At 59.3% G+C, this 19,694-nt stretch carries 20 protein-coding genes and 3 pseudogenes; 8 read left to right on the forward strand and 15 right to left on the reverse strand.

What is annotated here, in order from left to right; genetic code table 11:
• Window positions 1–3: 3 nt before the first annotated feature.
• From arsC to J3485_RS26565, 5 genes and pseudogenes are all read right to left on the reverse strand, one after another.
• Window positions 4–429: an arsenate reductase (glutaredoxin) gene (gene arsC / locus J3485_RS26545; RefSeq protein ID WP_206957278.1), complete on the reverse strand. Its 426-nt coding sequence runs from the start codon at window positions 427–429 to the stop codon at window positions 4–6.
• The gene (arsB, locus tag J3485_RS26550) at window positions 426–1,511 is read right to left on the reverse strand and encodes an ACR3 family arsenite efflux transporter (protein ID WP_206957280.1); all 1,086 of its coding nucleotides are present in this window, start codon (window positions 1,509–1,511) and stop codon (window positions 426–428) included. The genes arsC and arsB overlap by 4 nt, the downstream gene beginning before the upstream one ends.
• Window positions 1,498–1,611 (reverse strand): annotated as a pseudogene (locus J3485_RS26555) (arsenate reductase ArsC); the annotation flags it as partial. The gene arsB and the pseudogene J3485_RS26555, both read right to left, overlap by 14 nt.
• On the reverse strand, window positions 1,611–2,078 hold the full coding sequence (locus J3485_RS26560) for an ArsI/CadI family heavy metal resistance metalloenzyme (RefSeq protein WP_206957282.1): 468 nt from the start codon (window positions 2,076–2,078) through the stop codon (window positions 1,611–1,613). The pseudogene J3485_RS26555 and the gene J3485_RS26560, both read right to left, overlap by 1 nt.
• Window positions 2,075–2,407 (reverse strand): ArsR/SmtB family transcription factor, encoded by a 333-nt coding sequence (locus J3485_RS26565; RefSeq protein WP_206957284.1) that lies wholly within the window; start codon window positions 2,405–2,407, stop codon window positions 2,075–2,077. The genes J3485_RS26560 and J3485_RS26565 overlap by 4 nt, the downstream gene beginning before the upstream one ends.
• Here J3485_RS26565 and J3485_RS26570 point away from each other — a divergent pair.
• Window positions 2,406–2,603, forward strand: coding sequence for a hypothetical protein (locus tag J3485_RS26570; RefSeq protein WP_206957286.1), 198 nt, complete (start codon window positions 2,406–2,408; stop codon window positions 2,601–2,603). The two genes, J3485_RS26565 and J3485_RS26570, sit on opposite strands and share 2 nt — an antisense overlap.
• A gap of 896 nt (window positions 2,604–3,499) precedes the next feature.
• Here J3485_RS26570 and J3485_RS26575 read toward each other — a convergent pair.
• The 3 genes from J3485_RS26575 to J3485_RS26585 form a co-directional block, all read right to left on the reverse strand.
• Window positions 3,500–3,892 (reverse strand): toprim domain-containing protein, encoded by a 393-nt coding sequence (locus tag J3485_RS26575; protein ID WP_508616735.1) that lies wholly within the window; start codon window positions 3,890–3,892, stop codon window positions 3,500–3,502.
• On the reverse strand, window positions 3,774–4,130 hold the full coding sequence (locus J3485_RS29695; protein ID WP_508616731.1) for a hypothetical protein: 357 nt from the start codon (window positions 4,128–4,130) through the stop codon (window positions 3,774–3,776). The genes J3485_RS26575 and J3485_RS29695 overlap by 119 nt, the downstream gene beginning before the upstream one ends.
• Window positions 4,131–4,559: 429 nt before the next feature.
• The gene (locus J3485_RS26585; RefSeq protein WP_309477101.1) at window positions 4,560–7,049 is read right to left on the reverse strand and encodes a hemagglutinin repeat-containing protein; all 2,490 of its coding nucleotides are present in this window, start codon (window positions 7,047–7,049) and stop codon (window positions 4,560–4,562) included.
• Between J3485_RS26585 and J3485_RS29485 the strand changes: the two genes are divergently transcribed.
• Entirely contained in the window at window positions 7,012–7,146 is a 135-nt protein-coding gene (locus J3485_RS29485; protein ID WP_309477103.1) for a hypothetical protein, read from the forward strand. The genes J3485_RS26585 and J3485_RS29485 overlap by 38 nt on opposite strands.
• Before the next feature lie 274 nt (window positions 7,147–7,420).
• Here J3485_RS29485 and J3485_RS26590 read toward each other — a convergent pair.
• Together J3485_RS26590 and J3485_RS26595 are read right to left on the reverse strand one after the other, a co-directional pair.
• Window positions 7,421–8,411 (reverse strand): annotated as a pseudogene (locus tag J3485_RS26590) (IS5 family transposase).
• A 428-nt stretch (window positions 8,412–8,839) separates the two neighbouring features.
• A complete protein-coding gene (locus tag J3485_RS26595) occupies window positions 8,840–9,541 on the reverse strand; it encodes a hypothetical protein (protein WP_206957290.1) in 702 nt (233 codons plus the stop codon).
• Window positions 9,542–9,964: 423 nt separating this feature from the next.
• Here J3485_RS26595 and J3485_RS26600 point away from each other — a divergent pair.
• Window positions 9,965–11,074, forward strand: a pseudogene (locus tag J3485_RS26600) (IS256 family transposase); the annotation flags it as partial.
• Window positions 11,075–11,161: 87 nt separating this feature from the next.
• On the opposite strand, the gene J3485_RS26605 reads toward J3485_RS26600, so the two are convergent.
• Window positions 11,162–12,856 (reverse strand): site-specific integrase, encoded by a 1,695-nt coding sequence (locus J3485_RS26605; protein WP_206957292.1) that lies wholly within the window; start codon window positions 12,854–12,856, stop codon window positions 11,162–11,164.
• Between the two features lie 159 nt (window positions 12,857–13,015).
• Here J3485_RS26605 and J3485_RS26610 point away from each other — a divergent pair, with 159 nt between their 5' ends.
• From J3485_RS26610 to J3485_RS26630, 5 genes are all read left to right on the forward strand, one after another.
• Complete coding sequence (locus J3485_RS26610) at window positions 13,016–13,549, forward strand: hypothetical protein (protein WP_206957293.1); 534 nt, start codon at window positions 13,016–13,018, stop codon at window positions 13,547–13,549.
• Window positions 13,550–13,650: 101 nt separating this feature from the next.
• Window positions 13,651–14,046 (forward strand): PAAR domain-containing protein, encoded by a 396-nt coding sequence (locus J3485_RS26615; protein WP_206957295.1) that lies wholly within the window; start codon window positions 13,651–13,653, stop codon window positions 14,044–14,046.
• 9 nt (window positions 14,047–14,055) lie between these two features.
• Entirely contained in the window at window positions 14,056–14,697 is a 642-nt protein-coding gene (locus J3485_RS26620) for a PAAR domain-containing protein (RefSeq protein WP_206957296.1), read from the forward strand.
• Window positions 14,694–15,488, forward strand: a complete 795-nt coding sequence (locus J3485_RS26625; protein WP_206957298.1) for a hypothetical protein — start codon at window positions 14,694–14,696, stop codon at window positions 15,486–15,488. Before J3485_RS26620 ends, J3485_RS26625 begins: the two co-directional genes overlap by 4 nt.
• A complete protein-coding gene (locus J3485_RS26630; RefSeq protein WP_206957300.1) occupies window positions 15,473–15,868 on the forward strand; it encodes a DUF7079 family protein in 396 nt (131 codons plus the stop codon). The genes J3485_RS26625 and J3485_RS26630 overlap by 16 nt, the downstream gene beginning before the upstream one ends.
• 338 nt (window positions 15,869–16,206) lie before the next feature.
• Here the strand turns inward: J3485_RS26630 and J3485_RS26635 are convergent.
• The 4 genes from J3485_RS26635 to J3485_RS26650 all read right to left on the reverse strand — a co-directional run bounded on the left by J3485_RS26635 (window position 16,207) and on the right by J3485_RS26650 (window position 19,693).
• A protein-coding gene (locus J3485_RS26635; protein ID WP_374192466.1) for an IS5 family transposase occupies window positions 16,207–17,155 on the reverse strand; the annotation gives its coding sequence in 2 pieces (ribosomal slippage) (window positions 16,207–16,485 and window positions 16,487–17,155; 948 coding nt in all).
• A gap of 232 nt (window positions 17,156–17,387) precedes the next feature.
• Window positions 17,388–17,750 carry a transposase gene (locus J3485_RS26640; protein ID WP_374192467.1) on the reverse strand — a complete coding sequence of 121 codons (363 nt, stop codon included), beginning with the start codon at window positions 17,748–17,750 and terminating at the stop codon, window positions 17,388–17,390.
• Window positions 17,751–17,862: 112 nt separating this feature from the next.
• A complete protein-coding gene (locus J3485_RS26645) occupies window positions 17,863–18,915 on the reverse strand; it encodes an IS630 family transposase (protein ID WP_206957302.1) in 1,053 nt (350 codons plus the stop codon).
• Between the two features lie 133 nt (window positions 18,916–19,048).
• Window positions 19,049–19,693, reverse strand: a complete 645-nt coding sequence (locus J3485_RS26650; RefSeq protein WP_206957303.1) for an immunity protein Imm33 domain-containing protein — start codon at window positions 19,691–19,693, stop codon at window positions 19,049–19,051.
• Between the last annotated feature and the right edge of the window lies 1 nt (window position 19,694).

The raw sequence follows: 19,694 nt of genomic DNA on the forward strand, positions 1-19,694 counted from the left end.
GCGTCATGAACGAACCCTTCGCCCTTCACTGTCGATGACCCGTTCGCCGTCTTCCTTCGCGAACGAACCTTTCTGCTCCGCAGGCAGGATATCGAGCACAGCTTCGGAAGGCCGACACAAACGCACACCAAGGGACGTAACGACGAACGGACGATTGATAAGGATCGGGTGCTGCATCATTGCGTCGAGTAATTGTTCGTCGCTCAGCGACGGGTCGTCCAAGCCAAGCTCAGCGTAGGGCGTGCCCTTTTCGCGCAATGCGGCGCGCACCGTCAAGCCAGCGCGAACGATCAGGGCCATCAGCGTATTCCGATCCGGTGGAGTCTTCAGATACTCGATGATTTCCGGTTCGATGCCTGCGTTTCGGATCATCGCGAGCGTGTTGCGCGATGTGCCGCAGTCCGGGTTGTGATAAATGGTGACGCTCATATCGGTTGCCTCTCGACTGTGCTTTTCGTTTCGTACCAATCTTGCGAGCGATTTACGATCCCGACGACGAGCAACATCACCGGCACCTCGATCAGCACGCCGACTACCGTCGCAAGCGCGGCACCTGAATTGAATCCGAACAGACTGATCGCCGTGGCAACGGCAAGCTCGAAGAAATTGCTCGCACCGATCAGACTCGACGGGCCCGCGACGCAATGCGCAACGCCAAGCCGACGATTGAGCAGATACGCGAGACCGGAATTGAAGAACACCTGAATCAGGATCGGCACCGCAAGCATGGCGATGACAAGCGGCTCTTTAACAATCGCCTGCCCTTGAAAGGCAAAGAGCAGCACGAGGGTCGCGAGCAGTGCAATGATCGAATAAGGACCGAGACGTGCGACGGCCCGCCTGAAATGTGCGTCACCTTCGGTCAGCAAGTAACGACGCAGCAATTGCGCGAGCATCACCGGAATGACGATGTACAGACCAACCGAAATGATCAACGTATTCCACGGCACGGTAATGGCGGACAAGCCGAGCAGCAGCGCGACGAGCGGCGCGAACGCAACGATCATGATCGAATCGTTCAGCGCGACTTGCGACAGCGTGAAATACGGATCACCCTTACACAACTGCGACCAGACGAACACCATCGCTGTGCAGGGTGCCGCAGCCAGCAGAATCAAGCCGGCGACATAGCTGTCGAGTTGTGCGACGGGAAGCCAGGATACAAACACATGGCGGATGAAGATCCACCCGAGGAATGCCATCGAGAACGGTTTGACGAGCCAGTTCACGAACAGCGTGACGCCGATGCCGCGCCATTGGTGCTTCACCTGCGCCATCGCAGCAAAGTCGATCTTGACCAGCATCGGAATGATCATCACCCAGATGAGCACGCCGACCGGCAAATTGACGTGGGCCACCTCCATTCGGCCGATTGCCTGGAAGAGCGGCGGAAACATCTGCCCTCCCAAGATGCCGCCCACAATACACAACGCAACCCACACCGTAAGGTAACGCTCGAAGAATCCGATCGCTGGCCGCGCGCCGACGATTGACGAATCAGTGGTGCTCATTGGTTTCCTCGGCGGGTCTTTCGCCGATCGCGCGCATTTCATGCTGGATGGCGTTGTGGTCGAGAACATGCAGCGGCAGGTTCACGAATTGGCTTACGCTCACGTGCGACTCCGGAAGGTCACGGTGGATGCTGTCGGCGTGCAACATGATTCCGACGGTTGAGAATCTGATCGCGTTTCATCGCGCGAATGGCCGTAAATTGGCGCAGCGTCGAGTGTTCTGAACGTCTCCCATGCGACGCCCTGCGGATCGATCGTCCAGGCCTTGTCGGATCGCGCGTAGCAGCAGGTCGTGTCGGTCTGTATTTGCACGGGCAGTTGCGCCGCCTCGAAGCGAGAATTCATTTCTTCGAGCTCAGCGTCCGTCTCGACCTGAATGCCGATGTGATCGACGCCCGGCTTCGCACCGCGCTGCGAGATAGCGAAATTCACGGCGGGGTCTGCGAGCTCCCATTTGCAGTAATCGCTCTTGAGAACGGTCGGCTCGGCGTTGCCGAACATGGCTTTGTAAAACCGAATACTGTCGGGCAAGTTATCGACAGCGACATGGATGTGCATACGCTTCATGGTGTGTCTCCACAGCAGTCTCGAAGATCGCTTGCAGCACAGGTGGCGCCGGCGCAGCAGTTCTCCGTCAGGAAACCAATCAAGCTTGTCATCGCGGTGAAATTCGCCGTGTAGATGACGAAGCGCCCCTCCTGCCTCGGGCTCACCAAGTCTGCATGCGACAGATCTTTCAGATGAAAGGAGAGGCCGGAAGGGGAAATCCCAAGTTGCTGCGCGATTTCACCCGCGGCCATTCCATTCGGCCCCGCGACGACCAAAGAGCGGAAGATCGCGAGACGCGATTCGTGGGCGAGCGCGCTCAAGGCGCGTACGACGAGGTTTGAGTCCATGGGCGAACCATACATCAATCATTTCTTTATTTCAAGAAATGTTGAAATTATGGATCTGCCGGGGCGTGGCGTGCAATCGGGCGCCCGCCGTCAACGTGCAGCCCTCGTTCGTCACCGAGTTGCCGTACCGCCACCGATGCTCGCCGTCACCTTCACCAAGCTCGATGCCGTCGGACTCGTCGTGCTCGTCCGGTAGGCTCCATACGCCGACAGTGCCGCCTGCGCTTCGGATGGCTGGCTAAAAAGGAGACGTCGCTGCCGTGTAACGCTGCACACCCTCAACCAATGCCGCGCACAGGCGCGTCAAGGGCAGGCGCAGCCCGGCGCAGCGAACCCTTGACGCGCCGAGCACGGCGTTACACTCGCCAGGCCAGCAGCGTGAGTCCCCCATCCACCTGCGCAGAAGGTCCGGCATCACCCCCCGTCAAGGCCGCGCGCGAGCGCGCCCGTAGGGCTTGGCCTTGACGGCGATCGGTTAGCCACGCTCGGACACTGCGGTGCAAGACGACTCGGCAGCTTGCATCGCATGCCGAACCGCGCTTTTTCGTTGGGGGCCTTCCGCCGAAGGCGGCTAGACAGGGAGCCCCTTGGGGGTGGACGGTGGGCGGGGCGCATCGCTTATGCGGCCGCAACGCGGCCCCTAGCTTCGTTCTTGCCCGCCAGCGCCATGCTTCGATTTACTTCGTAGTCCTAATCATGGCCGCACAGCGGCCCCTAGCATCGTCCTTGCGCAGCACATGCCTCAGGGCCGGGGGCGCCCCCGGCCCTTCGTCACCCTCGGCCCAACGGGCCGCACGAACTCTCTTCGTCACACACTCGGGCCGCATGGCCCGCTTGAACCCTTCGTGTCCAATCCTGGCCCACGGCCAGGATTTCCGGGCCGCTCCGGCATGGCACTTTTTCATTCGCTGCAGTCTCAGGCCGCATGGCCTGCTCGAACTCTCATCGGCCCTCGCCAACTGTCACCGCGTCGGTGGCTGGCTAAAGAAGGAAGCGCTACGACAGAACAGCGGCGTTCGCGCCGCAACGGAGGCTCAACCGACGACCACTTTGACCGGCTTGCCCACGCGGGCCAACATGTCCACCAAAGCGTCAATCGTAAACTTGCCGGCCTTCTGGTTCACCACATCCGACACGCGAGGCCGCGAAACATGCAGTATCTCGGCCGCCTCGGCTTGCCTCAGATGGTGGTCCTCGATCCACGAAGCCAGCTCGCTCATCAACTGCTCCTTCAGGGCCAGCGTTTGACTGATCAAGGCTCGCGATTGCTCTTGGTACAGCCGCGCCTCCTCGGGCGCGAAGCCCAATTCGGCAAACAAGTTCGCGCCTGGCTTCGTCACATGACGGATACGCGTGTCTACTTTGCTCATTTCTGCTCCTTTCCGCCGCGGCGTTGCCGGCGTCGTCGCGGTCGTATGCAATCCACACGCGCTCGGTGCCGTGGCGCTTCAAGGCCGTCCAATGGTCTTGCGTAAAGCCGTTCACGCCGTACGCCGCGATCACGTTGCGATACCCCGCGCACCAGAACGTGCGCATCAATCAGCGCCTCGCACACGATCACTTCGCGGCTCGCGATCAAGGCCGCTTCATTCCACACGCCCGCCAGCGGCAACGTCAGATACAGGTGCTTCGGTTGGTTCGCCGGAATCTTATGACCCGGCGCAATGCGTCGGCCGTACAACTGCCGCACATCGCCCGTTTCCAAATCGAGCACCGGCACCACCAAGCACCCGTTCATGTGCTCATGGCCCGAGGCGCGATGTCCGCATCACGCTTAAACGACTTCACGAACTATATGCCCGGCCGATGCCGGGCCCGCGGTTTCACTGAACCATCAGATCCATCAATCTACACGTGCCTCTTAGTTTGATTTCGGCCTTGGCAATACTTCCTCACAGCCACCACACCCCAGCCGAGGGCTTCAATTGAAAGCGCAATGGTGATTGCAATCCGGTAAATCGACAGGGTCGTGCCGTAGCTTGCGACTTGGCGTGCAGACATCGGCGTTAGGCCCCAATGTTTGGTGCCCCAAATCATAGCGTCCGGAAGGTACACAAGTCCGAGATAGGCCAGGACTACTAGAGTTACTCGGGCACAAGCTCCTTTCCAACTGCTGCTCTGTAAGAGTCGGTCAATTCGTGATTGCTTCATTTCATTTCGGTGCTGGTTGGCTAGGGACAAAGGATGCCGTGCCGGACGCTATCCCTCCCGAAGTAGCTCCGGCAAGTCCCGGAACAGGATTCGGAACCCTGGGCTGCAATAGCGCCGGGATCGTCGAGTTGAGATTTTCGTAGATAAAAGGCTTCAGTATCTGGCTCAGCCCTTGCGTCGTTAGCATGCCGATCCCGTAGCCCACAGTCCCGCCCAGTGCCCCCAGCGCACCAGCAAAGGACAGGCTGTCGGATTCCCCATAGTAGGCATTGTTAAACGCGGTACTAACGCTACTGGTCGCGGCACCCAACAGCACATTATTCATAAAACCAACGTTGGCTCCGATAGGCCCGGCGAGCGCTCCAGTCATCGCTGCAAAACCCGTCTCTGCTGGGCGAACAGTACCTGACTGCCCGTATTGCCCAGCCGCATCCATCCCTCCACCTGTAGTGCCTCCGATCGCCGCGTAGCCCAAGGCCCCTATTGAAGCCGCAACGGGAGCTCCAACGAGAAGAGCAGCCCCTGTTGCTCCAGCGATAACACCAGCGCCCATCAGGTTCCGATTCGCTTGATCCCTGCTGGCCGAAGTTGTGATCGCATGAGCACTCGGCATATTTAACTCCGCGCCATTTGGATAATATCCAGCGTACATATTCGGGTCTGCCTTTTGAGCCGGCGTCGCATAGAACATATAGCCTGGCCCACAGCTCGGACAGCTAGGATCGACCGCCAACAATCCGTAAGCCTGATCTAGAAAAGCGCTTGCATTTTGGTCCCACGCCCCGGGCGAACCATTCTGCACCTGCCGGTCGGCCTGAGCTGTCAGTTCCTGCACGGCTGCATCAACGGAAATACCCCGCAGCTTGGCAAAATCCCCCGCGTGATCCTTGATCCACTGCTGCTCATCCGGATGCAACTGCCGATTGTAAAGATCGGCCCCCAGCGCCCCATTGGCCCCACTCACCGCCCCGGCCCCTCCACCCAACAACGCACCCGCCGCCGCGCCCGCAGCCCCCGACACGATGTTCGACAGGATCTTGCCGCCCAGCGTATTGTCTAATGCCGAACTCACCTCCCCACTCGCCTCATCGCCCGCGATCGTACCACCCACCGCGCCGAGCACATTACCCCCGCCCATCGCCGCGCCCAGTCCGGCCACGATCGCATGCAGCCCCATACGTCCCGCTCCGTCATTACCCCACAACTGCGCCTGCAGGGCGGCCGAGTCAGCGTTGGCCTGCGCTTGCGCTTCGGCGTCCGTGTCTCCAGAGTTCGTCGCATCTTTAAGCTGTTGCTCAGCCTTCCTGTAGTTATCCAGCGCCTTATTCTCCAGATACGTCCCCACATCCCCCACCACCTGCATCCCCACCTGCACCGTCTGCGTCTGCATCGCCAAATCGTCGCCCACCGCCTGCGCATCGAACGAGTTCACCAACGCCCCCGCGTTCGCATTCGTCGTATCGCGGCTCAACCCAGCCGTGCTGTCTTGCCCCGTGCCCGCATCGCCTCGCACCGTGATCGTGCCCGCGCTCACCGCCGCATACGTCGTCCCCGACTCGCTGCTGCTCGTGCCCCCCGCGCCGAACCCGCTCGGCCCTAAACCAGCGGAGTTCGTCGCCCCCGGCGTATTGCTCTGCGTTTGTACCACTCCTGTCGTGCCCTGCGCACTCGGCGTCTTAAATCCCACACCGCCACTCGCACTCAATCCAACACTCGAGCCCGAATAGTCCGACGTGTTCTCCAAGTTCGTGAAGCTCAGCGTCTGCGTCGACAGGGTGTTCTTGTCCGCCCCGGCCGTGCTCGCAATCACCCCGCCGTTCAGTTGCGTGTGATTGCCCACCTGCACGTCGAACCCGCCCGTGCCCGCATAGATACCGCTTTGCTGACCGACCGATTGGTAGTTGTCCTTGATCGTTTGCTGACTGACGCTGGCCGAACCGCTCGAGCCGCCAACGCAGAATGGCGGTATGCAAAGGCTCAGTTGCACGCCCGCGCTCGTCTGCTTGCTGTCGTACGTATTCGTATCCTGCGGGCTCACGATGTTCAGATTCCGGCCCACATTCGCATCCACCGTGTTGCCCGACACCTCCGCCCCAATCAGATTCGTGTCGCGCCCGCTCGTCATCGACAACGTCTGGCTCGCCGTCACTTGCGTGTTGCGATTGGTCGTGCCGTCGCCGTTCATCTGCCCCTTCGAGCCGTTGGCAGCCAACTCCAGCGAGAAGCCGTTTTGCTGACCGCCAAGCGTGAAGCCCAACCCGATGCTGCCGCCACTGCTGCTGTTGCTGCTCGTCTGCTTGTTCGTGTCCTGCGCGCTTTGCAGGTCGATGTCGCGCGCGGCGCTCAGCTCGACGTTTTGCCCTGTGATTTGCGTACCGCTTGCCGTGATGTCGCCATCCGTGGCGTTGCCGTTCGCATCCTTCGCGCCACTACCTGTCGCGACGATCGTCACGTTGCCGCCCGCCGTCAGCGTGCTCCCGTCGTTCGTCACCGAGTTGCTGTTCGAGGCGCTGTGGCTCGTGCCGCCACCGATGCTCGCCGTCACCTTCACCAGGCTCGACGCGGTAGCGCTCGTGCTCGCTTGGTAGATCCCATACGCCGACAGTGCCGCCTGCGCTTCGGATGGCTGGCTAAAAAGGATGCCGTTGCAGCGTAACGCTGCACACCCTCAAGTACGCCTCCAATGCGGCACGTCCAGCTCGAATTGACATGCGACGCGCACCGATCCTCTAAGGAAACGCTGATCAATGAGTTCGTCGCCAGCGTTTCCGATGCGTCAGTTTGCAGTTGTCAGAATTGCGAACGAATTTTGTCGCGTTCGCGGTGAGTTTTGTTCGAATACGGGGCGACCTCTCGCGTTTTTCATAAGCATGACGGACTTTCCCCATGTATCGAGCGCAGCCGGTTCTTCGCGATCACCAGGTTCGCCAAGGCGAACAGGCTGAACAGTTGCACCGTGTTCTTGGCTAGACCTTTGTAGCGCACCTTGCGATGACGGAACAGATTCTTGACGACATGAAACGGATGCTCGACCCGTGCGCGAATCTGCGCCTTGGTTCGCTCTACCTGGACCAGCAGGTCCTTAAGCGTACCGTCTCGCATGGCCTTGATCTTGCCGCGCTTAACGGCTACGTGCCACGTCACCGACCTGCCTTGCATCTGGTCGCGCTTGTCTACGCCCGCGTAACCAGCGTCGCCGAACGCTTCACGCTCATGGCCGTGCAGCAGGGCATGAGCATGCGAGACATCCGACTCATTGGCCGAGGTGCCGATCACGCTGTGAACCAGTCCCGAATCGGCATCGACGCCGATGTGCGCCTTCATGCCAAAGTGCCATTGGTTGCCCTTCTTCGTTTGATGCATCTCGGGATCGCGACTGTTCCGGGCATTCTTGGTCGACGCCGGCGCCTCGATAATCGTCGCATCGACCAACGTGCCTTCCTTCATCAACAACCCGCGTTCGCACAGCGAAATGCCAATCTCGTCGAACAGCTTGCGCGCAAGTCATGCTCGAGCAGCAGGCGCCGGAACTTCAACAGCGTCGTCGCATCCGGCACATCCTCGATAGCCAGATCAATGCCGGCAAACGCACGCATTGCGATGCTGTCGTACAGCGCGTCTTCCAACCCTTCGTCCGACAGACCGTACCACTGTTGCAGAAAGTAGATCCGCAGCATACGTTCCAAGCCAATCGGCGGCCGGCCTCGCTTGCCCTTCGGGTAGTACGGCTCGATCGCCGACAGCAAACGCGGCCATGGGACAAGCTTGTCCATCTCCGTCAGAAACGCTGCCGCTTGGTTACGCGCTTCGCGCCACGGCTTTCCGCTTCTGCAAAACCAATCTGCCGCTTCATGTCGTGGGATCCGTTCCGTGAGCCTCTTTCTACAACGCCCTCCGCCGCCGGTGCGATGACCGCCAAGTCGAATAAATCAGTGTTTCCCTAGTAATGTCAGTCGTAGCTCGCGCCAAGCCATTGATGTGGTGAGAAGTTTTTTTGCACCATATTGACGCTACAAGCCGAAGTCTTAGTAAATAGATAACAAATTGCTTCGGCAAACAGGAATGAATAAAAAACTCCGATTCCAAACGTCAACGACGCAACGATTGCTGACGTTCGGACCTTCCGATATGTGTCTTGGGAGATCATCAATTCTTTCACCATTATCGGTAGGAAGTCGGCCCATTCCGAATGCAACCGCTTAACCGCTCACAAAATGGGTTTACTCCCAGATTGTGAGCGTCGCGAGCGTTACCTTGTGTCATGTCAACCCACGTCGAAATCTACGATCTCCGCAGCGCCTCCAATGAGACGATCTCGTCGAAGTCGGGCCAATCTTCGCGCACACGGGCGAGCGTCCCTTGCACGAGGTCGTCCGAAACATAGGCTGGTTGAGACTCGGGCAGCTTATCAAACGGAGCTTCCAATAACGGGTGGTTAAGTACAGGGTTCGTCAGGCCCACCAACTCGCGCAACCTGAACAGGTACAGGATTTCCAGCGGCGTCCGCGGAAACGCGGAGCAGTCGTAAAACTTCGTCTCGCTGTCTCGTTTCGATTCGTGGGTATGGCGGTCACAGGCTGCCAACAACCAAGGCGTCAATATCTCAGGATCGGGCTCGCGCCATCTCTCGAGAATGCCCTCGTAGATGGGTTCTGAAAATGCGTATGGTGGCCATTCGTGCTGCACTTCGCCGCACCATGCAGCAAAGAGTCGCAACATAAAGCTGTGGACTCTGCGATGACGATCTTCGTACGACGATTGCAGCTGATAGGTCCGATTTAGTGCAGCGAGCGTGAGTGCTCCTTGGTAGAGGCCTTCATCCGGCTGGCCCAAGATGAACATCATGGCCATTGTTTCTGTCATCGACTCCCAATTCATCATTCGCAACGGCTGGGGATTTTCTGGGAACAAGATTCTGAACTTGACATGCCAGAAAAAGTACAACCTCGCGCTAAACGCCGCATATCCTATTGCGTTGGACATTTCTTGAGTCCAGGGACAACCCGTAAGTGCCAGCACCTCAGATCTCACCCGCAATAAGGAGGCAACTGGAACGTACGTCGAATTGGGTGGAACCTTTACCGTGTTTTCAGCATCAGTACACGCGTTATATGAGTTGATAGCATCGATTGATCTGGGAATCGCCCTACCGAGCCACTTAGTAACCGCCTGCCGTGTTGGCCAACGAGGATCGATTCCCAATGGAGTGATAGCATTTAAGTCGGTCATAATGATTACTTTGGCAACCAAGGTTGAATCGAGATTTGCGTGGTGCCCGTCGCTCCTGGGAGCTAAAGTCGAATCTGGTGTACGGGGGAGTTGAGGCGGGAAGTTGAAGGCGGTGGAGGTTTCAGCTGAGAATCTGATTGTCGAAGTCGGAAACCAGCAAACAACAAACCATCCACCATGAGCAAGGATACGGAAAAAGCAATCGTCGGTCTATCGGGTGTCGGTCTCGGTCTGGACGAATTGGTCCGAGAAGGGGCGCGGCAGGTGATTCAACAAGCGATTGAAGCGGAGCTGGCAGAGTTGATGGAGCGATTCGCGAACGTCAAGACCATGCACGGACAACGCGCCGTGGTGCGCAACGGCTACTTGCCGGAACGCGAGGTGTTGACGGCCGCCGGGCCGATTGCGGTGAAGGTGCCCAAGGTGCGCGATCGCTCAGGATCGGGTGTGAAATTCAATTCATCTATTGTGCCGCCGTACGTGAGGAAGTCGCCTCGCGTGAGCGCGGCGCTGCCATGGCTGTATTTGAAGGGCATCTCGACGGGCGATATGGGTGAAGCGTTGAAGGTGCTGGTGGGCGAAGACGCCAAAGACCTGTCGGGCAACGTGGTGAGTCGGCTGAAGGCGCAATGGGCTGAAGAGCATGCGGGCTGGAGCAAGCGGGACCTGTCGAAATCACATTACGTGTACTGGTGGGTTGACGGCATTCACACCGGGCTGCGCAGCGAGAATTCGGACGGTCAATGCCTGCTGGTGATTATCGGCGTGAAACCGGATGGGAGCAAAGAGCGTGTGGCGATCGGCGACGGTTACCGCGAGACGAAAGCGTCTTGGCTGGAGCTGCTGCTGGACCTGAAAGCACGCGGCCTGCAGGCGGGCCCCCGGTTGGCGGTCGGCGACGGCGCCATGGGCTTCTGGGCGGCGCTGGAAGAGGTGTATCCGGCCACGCTGGGCCAGCGCTGCTGGTTTCACAAGATGGGCAATGTGCTCAACGCGCTGCCGAAGTCGCAGCAGGCGCGTGCGAAGGCCGACCTGCAATCGATCTGGATGGCTGCGACGCGCGCCGACGCGTACGCTGCGTTTGATCGTTTCGTGTCGATCCATGCGGCGAAGTATCCGAAGGCAGCCGAGACATTGAAAAAGGATCGGGACAGCCTGCTGGCTTTCTATGACTTCCCCGCCGAGCACTGGCAGCACCTTCGCACGACGAACGCGATCGAGTCGACATTCGCGACGGTTCGTCATCGCACGACACGTACTCGCAATTGCGTGTCGCGACCGACCTTCGGGTATGAACAAGGTAAGCGTAAATTCCTATCATAAGCCGTTGGGTTATGGGATCGCCCGCGCTTACCGCTGATGCGTTATAAAGAGCTACCGCTTGAGGTCTCGTGCAGCGAACGCCTGATCAAACTGCCGGGCACGCTGCACCTCGTCGCTATGCAGATACGTTGACGTCGTCGAGATCGACGCATGGCGTAGGTTGTCGCGGACCATGATCAGCTCGGCACCACGTGCGAGCGCGTGCGAGGCGTGCGTGTGGCGCATCCAATGCGGACTCGCTCGGCGCAGCTTCTCGGCGGTCGCTGGCCGCTCGTCCTCAATCGCGTCGGCCACCAGCCCGAAGAACCGTCGCAGCACCCGCCAAAGCCGCGTGCTTTCGATGCCGCGATCCTCCTCGAGGCTTGCCACGAGCGGCGTTGTGGGATTCCAGCGCGCCGGCGTGACCGGCAGGGAGCGCTGTACGAGATACTGATCGAGCGCGGTGCGGGCCAGCGGCGGCAATGCCACCTTGCCGAGCTTGCCGCCTTTACCCAGGACATGCAGCCAGTGATCCCCATGCTCGTCCCGACGAATATCGCCGAGCGATGCGCTGACCAACTCGCTTGCGCGCAGGCCGGTCGCGTAGCCGAAGTCCAGCAGGAATCGCAAGCGCTGGGCGGCCGGCACGCTCCAGCCGTACGACCACTCGAGCCCGTCAGCAAGCGTGCGGATCAGCAGCCACTCGCCCTCGGAGAAGCCACGGGAGACATCCAAGCCCGCGCGCCGGGCGTGGCTCTTGACCTTGACGCCGGCGAACGGATTCGCAAGCACGTAGCGCTGCTCGACCAACCAGCGAAACAACGCCGACAGGACGTTCAATGCGTATGCGGCCGAGCGGGCGGACAGCGGGCCAGTAAACGGCCGCCATTCGATGCTGTGCCGCGGCCGTGATGGGCCGATCCAGCGTTCGCGCGGCGTCGGCCGTCGCAAGAACCCGCGATAGGCGATCGCGTCATCGGTGGTGAGCGACGACAGTGCGCGACTGCGTTCGATGATCGCCCACAGGATCAGGCGCTCTGCCTCTTTCCGATACGCCCGCTGCGTAGCGGCTGATTCATGCAGCGAGAGCCAGGATTGAATCGCCTCGTAGTCGTTGGACGCGTTCAGCAAACAAGCCGCCTGCGAGGCCCGAAACTGTCCACGCGAGCCGTCGACCTCGTGTGGCACGCGGAGTTGCTCCCACGGAACGATGTTGCCGGACGGCGCAGCGGCGATCAAGGCCCGCGCCCGCTCGGTGAGCTTCGGATGCGCGGCGAAGAACGTCTCGACGCGACGTGCGCCAGCGGTACCGAGTCCGGCGATCGCCGACCACCAGCGGCGGCGCCGCGGAATGCGCACAGTCAGGTCGGCCAGGGTGAGAATGCCATGCGCGTGCAGCGACGCGACAATGCGAGGCGGTAGCCACATCTCGATTTGGTCGGTGATCGAGGGCGACGGAACCGGCAGGTTTCGGAGCGACTCGATCGCGCGGGCCACGCGCTCGCCTGAAGTCTTCGTCGGGCGAGTGACGAAAACAGCCGCCAGATCTGCCCGAAGGCGAGCCAAAGCGTACGCGACGAGCTGCCGGCGAATCTGGCCGAGCACGCCGCGCGACGACGCCCCGCTCGCCCGTCGTTCACCCAAATATCGGGCGACAGAGGCCCGTGCGTCCAGGCCAACGTACCAGGCGCGCAGCGCGGCCAGCTCGGCCTCATCTGGGAGGTCGGGGCCCATGTCGTCGATGGAGAGGGTCTCGCGCGTTTCCATGACCGCCAGTTTAGATCAGAAACAGCGGTGGACTGATAAGATTAATTATCTGTCCGGCATTGCTCGCGTTGCTTACGATTCTCTTTCTTCTTGTTGACCAAACTGGTCTGAAACGCTTCCTCTGTCAGAATGGACGCGTTCCAGACGAGACCGCGAACCATGAAGCACTCCGACTTTCACATTGGACTCGAATTTCTCGGCCTGGCTGGTTTCCGTTGGCGCTGTACCGACGTTGGCACCCGAACCATCGTCGCTATCCGCCTCGCGCACGAAGATCCGAACTGGTATCGCGGCCCGCCGTACGTCGCGACAGAAGAAGTGTTCGACGAGCATGAGATGGTGGACTGCCACCTCACCGAAGAGGACGCCATTCGCGCTGCGATCAAGGAAGCGGACACATCTGGCCACCCGGGTTTTCCGCATGACGTCGTCACCCAAATGATGCAGGCGCGCCGCGAGGAGTCCTCGGCCCCATATCCCAATAAAGGCGTGCTGCGCTTTGATCGGCGAGCTGCGGACGGCGAGATCCTTCACCTCTACGCCGCGCGCAGGAACGGCAAGCGCCGGATCGTGAGGCTTTACCTACCGTTCCCGCAGACGTTTGACGAAATGCCGGAGCACGATTTCATCGCCTTGCCGATCGCAACAACGGACGATGTACGCGCTCGCTCCAAGCGTCACGCGATTGAGTAAGTGCGCTTAGTTGCTATAATCGCCGACCAAAATAACGGCACCTGCTGCCGCACGAGAGTATTCCGAGAATTCAGGCCGACTCTTAAAAGGAGCAAGCGTTTATGCAAAACGCAAAAAACGAGCAACAAGAAAATGCTGAAGCAGTCATCGAGAAATATCATCCGTTTGCGACGGAGGGCTCGATTACCGAGCGCGGTGGGCGAGTCGCTCACGGGAGCAGTGGCGCAAAAATCGCCGACCTGACCATCGCCCGTGTCGGCGATAAGGTCGTCTACGAGGACGGAAGCGAGGCATATATCATCGACGGGGCAGGCTTTGCGGCCGTCTACTTGGACAAGCCGCTGGCGCTTGTCGGCAGCCGGCTGAGCAACGGCGATCGCATCATCAAATCCATGCACAACGGCGCAGGCATTAACGAGCGCGCCGGGAAACCGATCGTGGGGTTGTTCGACCCCGACTACGTCCCCCCGCCGGCGAACATCGAAGCGCTTCATTGAGGAGGTGCGATGCAACGATATTTTCTAGCCAAGGGCGACCGCGCGGGTGCTGCGGTGATCGTCGAGGGCTTGCCTACGAGCACGTATCAGGGCGCGGACGGAGTGCGCGTCGAGCTGTCGACCGTCTACATGAAAACTTGGTGCGATGCCTGCAAGAAGGACGGCTACATCTCACCCCGTGGCCCGCGCCATGCCGGCACAGCCGAGAACGGCCGGCAGCACGCTCTTTCCGGCGACGTCAACGCTTGTGATTGCAATCCGCCTCCGGTCTTCCAGGTCGTTCGCACGATGTCCGAAACCATCGGCGACGGCGACATTGCGCGGATGAGCCCGGCCGTTGCTCGATTTTCGGCTGACAACTCGGCCGAAGATGCGTGGCATTGGATTGGGTTTTCCTTGCGTGACGCGGGAAATTACGAAGGAATGCGCTGTGCAGCGCACTTCGCGGACGGCTCGGTCGAGGCGGGAGCTTTCGACGCACAGAACACTGTGAGTTTTGCTCGACCCAACGGTAGCCCATGTACGAAAGTTGAACTCTTGGGGGATAACAACGCCACTGCGGGCTCAGCCACCGAAGCCTTGCTATCCGCAATCTTCGATCGGGAATCGCCAGGCGGCAGTCTTGCCGAAGACGCACGAGGAATGCTATGACAGGAATCCAAACGAGTCAGGCATTCAACGGCACATATCAGACGAAGCACGAGCACGCCCTGGACGGTGCCAATATCTTGCGGTCCGCTCGCGAAGCGTTGGAGAGTGCCGGCGTCTATTTCGGGACGCAGGCGATTAGCGATGCGCAGACGCGGACACGCTACGCCGAGGGCATTCGAAGGATGAGCCAGATGGTCCAGGACGAGGTGAACGCCGGGAACATGACGGCTGCCGAGGGAGCAGCGTTCTGCCAGCAAATGCGCAACCGGATCATGGAGGAAACCCGGAAGGCGACTTCGCCGCAAGGGCTCCCCTTTGCACAGGCGAAGAAGCTTGACGGCCGGTCGCTCGATTGGTTGCTGGATCGATATTCGCAGAAGCTGTTCTCCAAGCCATTTTCCAGTTTGTCTACAGCGGAGCGAGATCGAGCCTACTGGGCCGTGATTGAGGCAGCGGGCCATAACAATGCGTCGGTGACGGCGAAAGTGGCAAGGCTCCGTATCGCCGGAAAGGTCGGCATTTTGATAACTGCTGCTCTTGCCGCCCATGAGATTGTTGCGGCTAACAACAAGGTGACCGAGACGGCCAGGCAGGGGACGATCATAGAGGGGGGCATACTCGGCGGGTTTCTCGCAGGTCTAGCCGTATCACCGGTATGCGGCCCCGCCGCTCCGATTTGCGCGATTGCGGTCTTGTTGATCGGATCGACTGCGGGCGCCGTTGCAACCGAGAGGACTTTCGACGCTTATCAAGACGAGCTCAGGGAGTTCCAAGCATGGCAGATGCGCTGAGCCAGGTCGACCGGGAATTCATTTGGGAGGTCATGTCGGAGTTCTTCGTAGACACCGAAGTCGACTACGACCTCGAAGCGAGGCGCCTCAAACAATTCCCGCGGGGAACCCTGCGGGAGATATTCTTTCGGGAAGTGGCGCCGGTCTGTGGTCCCAACTTCCTGACGCCGGTTCCGCCGGTCTGGCAGGGCTTCGATGCCGACGAGCTCAAGCGCGAGATCAACGAATTGCTGGCTCGCCGGAAGAAATCGGTTGCACGTCGACTGCTATGCGAGGCCAACATCTCGTTCTATCGATTTTGGCTCAGGGACGTGTGGAAGAAGGTGGATACCGCCTTGGAAAGAAGTCCGGCTGGGCCAGGAAAGAACGCGCCCGGATGAGGTTGCACTACGCTTCGCAGGTGGGCGCGCGAAGCGCGCCGGTCGCAGTGACAACAATATGTTTCGGGGAATCTCCAAGTTGCTAATCAAGCTAATTGTAGGCGCTTGCATTTGAAACCCGCCGTGCTTGTATTCCATCGCAGCCTGCTCACATTATCTGCAACTAACGGAACTGCTAGCCAGTCAGTTAGGGAATCTCTGATCAAGTTCAACTGACAGATTGCCAGTCGACCATAAGGGGCCGATTTTTTCGCGAGAGGACCGAATTGATCCGAGTTCGCGCTGATTCAGGGGCCGGTTTCGCCCCGCTTGCGCCGCGACGGGCGCATCTCTCCCGCTTACGTCAGCATGGCTCGCCTCGCCAGATAAAGATTGGTCAGCCCGATCAAGGTGAACACCTGGGCTGCGTTCTTCGCCAGCCCCTTGTAGCGCACCTTGCTATAGCCGAATTGCCGCTTGATCACGCGAAACACATGTTCGACCCGGCTGCGAATCGACGACATCTTTCGATTGAACCGTTTGTTCGCTTCAGTCAGCTTGTACTGCGCGCTCGCTTTGAGCGACACGCCCCAGAACACGCCTGCCTGACGCGCCGCGCGCTTGATGCGATTATCGATCGTAGCCTTTGTCGCCGAATACGGCCCGGTCGTCTTCGCGCAGCAGTTTGGGCAACTGGCTCACATCCGGCGCGTTGGCCGGCGTCACCGAGACCGTATGGACCAGTCCGCTGTCCACGTCTGCTCCCACATGAATCTTCATGCCGAAGAACCAGTTGTTGCCCTTTTTCGTCTGGTGCATCTGGGGATCGCGTTGCTTGCTCTCGTTCTTGGTCGACGGCGGTGCATGAATGATCGTCGCATCGACCATCGTGCCGCCCTTGAGCAGCAGGCCCTTGCCCTCCAGCACCTCGTTGATCGTGTTCATGATCGCTGCCATCAACCGGTGCTGCTCCAGCAGGCGCCGAAACTTCAGGATCGTCGTTTCGTCCGGCATCGACTCGTCGAACAGGTCCAGCTTCGCGAACGCCCGCATGCACGGCACGTCATAGAGCGTGTCTTCCATGCCCGGATCGGACAAGTTGAACCATTGCTGCATGAAGTAAATGCGCAGCATCGTTTCCAAGCCGCGCGGCCGGCGACCTCGGCCCGCTTTCGGGTAGTGCGGTTCGATCAATGCAATCAGCTTCGCCCACGGCACCACCTGCTCCATCTCTTCGAGGAACCGCTCACGCTTGGTCCTGCGTTTCTTGCCCGTCTCGGCCAGCGTTGCAAAGCTGATCTGCTTCATCGTCCTTCTTGTTCTTGGTTCGTTCGTGTCGGCGAGCATCTTACCCACAAGCCCCCGGGTCGTCACTTGATCAGAGGTTCCTTAGGTAGCCGCACCGCACGGCTGGCGCAAGTCGCGCCATTACCAGACCGACGACCGCGCTGCACCCCGCCACTCAATAAGCGTAATTTCGAAAAATATGCGGATCATTACCTAATATCCCGGCCCCGAGACCTGTCAATGTTGACAGGTCTCACATGGCGATTCGCGTAGTGGATGGTCGGCCGGGATTCGTAAATATCTTAAGCTTCAGATATTTACGAATCACGGCCATCCCTCGTGTGGACGCAGGCGGTACCGAAACCACAGGCACGAACGCGGGTGGTGCCGCTGCAACGACGAGCTGGTGAGAACTCGGAGGATCGGTCGCCAGGCTGTCAGTCGCATCACCCGAAGGCGGCCGGTCGTCGCCGTTATCCTGCTGCGTCAGCGAGACCCCTTTCTCGCGCTCCATCAGGTATTTCGTGATCCACTTGCGCAGCAGGTTGGCGTTGATCCCGTGCTCTTGCGCCATGCGGGCCACCGACACGCCCGGGCGTAACGTCGCCTCGACCAATGCTCGTTTGCCATTTTCATCGTAACGGCGACGGCCGTCACTGCTTTGCCGAACTACTCTCAGCTCGGAGTTTTGTCAGCCATAGGTGTCCACCTCCAAAATAGGTGGACACCTATGCTCCTCGCTCAGAGTCCTGTTGGGTAGACGTCGATAATGGATCGCTTACAAACGATTTGACGAGGTCGGGCAGTTTTTGAATGCGTCGCAACGCACCGAGGGCGAGCGACTTCATGTCGTCCAGGCTTTGCACAAGCTGCCGGCTGACTCGCCGTTTGACGTGTGCCCACACTTGTTCATCGGGGTTCAACTGCGGCGCGTAGGGCGGCAGGTAGAACAACGTGAGCTGCCCATCGAGCGATGCGACGTAGTCTTTGACGAGCTTGGATTTATGGATCGGATGACCATCGACGATCAAGAAGATTGGCTTGCTTGCACCGACCATCAGACGAGCGAGAAATTCCTTGAAGGTCGTCGCCCTCACCGATCCCTCGTGAATCATGAAGCGAAATTCGCCACCAGGACTGACCGCCGAGATCATGTTGAACGAGAAGCGTCGCCCAGTTACCTCGACGACGGGCGTTTGGCCGACCGGAGCCCAGGTCGTGCCGGTATGGTAGTCGGAGCGAATGCCCGCTTCATCGGCAAAATAGATCACCGCGCCTTGCGCGCGGGCTTGCGCCTTGATCGCCGGATACGTCTTGGTTTCCCACTCGTGCACGAGTTGGGTGTCTTGCTGCCAAGCTTGATACAGCGGCTTTTGGACGGAAAAGCCAAGCAGCTTCATGACACGGCTGACCGAGGCCAACGCCAAAGATTTGCCGAACTGGCGCTTGATCAGCTCGCTGATCAACGACAGTGTCCACAGACCGAATTCGAACTTGAACTGTTGGGGAGAGTTGTCGCGAACCGCCTGGGCAATCCAACGCATTTCGTCGGCACTGATCTTCGGTGGCCGCCCCGGAATCGGCTTGGCCAAAAGTGCATTCTGTCCGCCTTCGGCGAACTGGGCGAGCCAGTTAAAAACCGTGCGAGTGCTCACGCCGAACGCAGCCGCTATCGATGCCACCGTTGTGCCTTCGCGCGCCGCCTTAACCGCTTGTTGGCGCATGACCTGGAGCGTGTGGTGATCCAGCTTGCGGCCGTCTGATGAACGTTTGCATTTCATCCAGCCATTGTCTCACGGATGTGAAATTACTTTCTAAAAACTTAGTAACCAGCTACCGTTGGTATCCGAAATTCGCGCCCAACCTCATGAGCTCGAACTGGAACCGGGCTAGTCAAATAGCAAGGCATGCAATCTATGCCCGGCTCGTATGCAGCTTGCGCAGGAACTCATTTGAATCTGATGAAACGGTGGTTCGCTCACGATCAACTCGAATTCCGGCGCTCGAGTACCTCACGTGAGAGCCAGCAGGGAGACCTAAAAATGGAATTACCCGCAAATCACGTAGGGCGACTTCGAACAAGGAGCAACGCTTGCCTTCCACGTTTGCATCTTCTCGCGCCGCAAGCACCCACCCAGAATCGTTTCCACAAGACTCCTGCCTTGCCATGACGAAATTGCCGTCTGCACCATAATTTGCCGACACCACTCCGGATTGCCTAAGCGAAGGGAAGTCTGGCTCAACACCAAGCTGGGCGCAAATCTCGCGTTGAAGCAGAAGATGCTGCAACGTCTTATTGACTCCTCGAACCCAGTTAATCGGCATTGAATCGAACCCCGGCTCCCAAACCTCTAGGTCACCGTCATGGTTGGCCTTCAACATGGACACCATCCACCCGATCTGTACCGTTTGGCCGGATCGAAACACTACGCCTCGGCGAATTTCGCTCTCAAAGAAATCGAGCAACCACTGAGTCCCTACGTCAAGTTCAGGGTCTACGGCCACCACAATATCGGGATGGACATTGCCGCTCCGAACGTTGGTTCGATAATCCCTCATG

The sequence above is a fragment of the Trinickia acidisoli genome (genome assembly GCF_017315725.1).
GTDB lineage: Bacteria > Pseudomonadota > Gammaproteobacteria > Burkholderiales > Burkholderiaceae > Trinickia > Trinickia acidisoli.